The 1,234-nt window shown below is 34.0% G+C and carries 1 protein-coding gene; it reads left to right on the top strand.

Going from position 1 to position 1,234, the window contains the following annotated elements; genetic code table 11:
- Positions 1-115 precede the first annotated feature (115 nt).
- Positions 116-1,234: flagellin hook IN motif-containing protein (locus tag L8Y18_RS08525; RefSeq protein WP_263676662.1), on the top strand; the 1,119-nt coding region annotated here is incomplete at its 3' end.

Genomic DNA, 1,234 nt, shown 5'->3' with positions numbered 1-1,234 from the left:
AATACTCTTTAAAATACTCTTTAAAATACTCTTTAAAATACTCTTTAAAATACTCTTTAAAATTGGAACATTTATTGCTTTAGAAGTTCTAAGCAATATTTTGAAAGGATTTAAAATGGGTTTTAGAATAAACACCAATATAGGTGCAATGAATGCACATGCAAATTCAACTATCACAGCAAGAGAGCTTGATAAGTCTTTATCAAGACTTAGTTCAGGTCTTAGAATCAACTCTGCAGCAGATGATGCTTCAGGTATGGCTATAGCAGATAGCTTAAGATCACAAGCTGCAACTTTAGGTCAAGCGATAAATAATGGTAATGATGCTATAGGTATTTTACAAACAGCTGATAAGGCTATGGATGAGCAGCTTAAAATCTTAGATACTATCAAAGTAAAAGCTACTCAAGCAGCACAAGATGGACAAAGCACCAAAACAAGAAATATGCTTCAAGCTGATATTAATCGTTTGATGGAAGAACTTGATAATATAGCTAATACCACAGCATTTAATGGTAAACAGTTATTAAGTGGTGGTTTTATAAATCAAGAATTCCAATTAGGTGCACAGTCAAATCAAACCGTAAAAGCTAGTATAGGACCAACTCAAAGTTCTAAAATAGGTGTAACTAGATTTGAAACAGGTTCTCAAGCTAAAAGCAGTGGTATAGCTCAACTTACTATTAAAAATTATAATGGAGTAGATGATTTTAAATTCCAGCCTGTAGTGATTTCTACTTCAGTAGGAACAGGTATAGGTGCTTTGGCTGAAGAAATTAATAGAGTTTCTGATATCACTGGGGTTAGGGCAAATTTCTTAGTTGAAACTACAGGTGTTGGTCCTGTAAAAGCAGGAACCACGAGTGATGATTTTAAGATTAATGGTGTAACCATAGGTAGGATAGAGTATCAAGATAGTGATCAAAATGGCTCTTTGGTAGCTGCTATAAATTCAGTTAAAGATAGCACTGGTGTAGAAGCTTCAAGAGATGCTAATGGTAGGCTTGTATTAACCTCAAGAGATGGTAGAGGTATTAAAATAGAAGGCGATATGGGTCCTGGTGCTGGTATTATGAAAAAAGATTATGAAAATTATGGTCGTTTATCTTTGGTAAAAAATGATGGTAAGGATATTTTAATATCAGGAAGCAATCTTTCTGCCATAGGTATGGGTGCAGCTGACATGATCTCTCAAGCTTCTGTATCTTTAAGAGAATCAAAAGGAAGAATTGAT

Source organism: Campylobacter sp. CNRCH_2007_0968H (genome assembly GCF_025773245.1).
In the GTDB taxonomy this organism is placed as follows: Bacteria; Campylobacterota; Campylobacteria; order Campylobacterales; family Campylobacteraceae; genus Campylobacter_D; species Campylobacter_D lari_D.
This window is presented reverse-complemented; position numbering and strand designations above follow the sequence as displayed.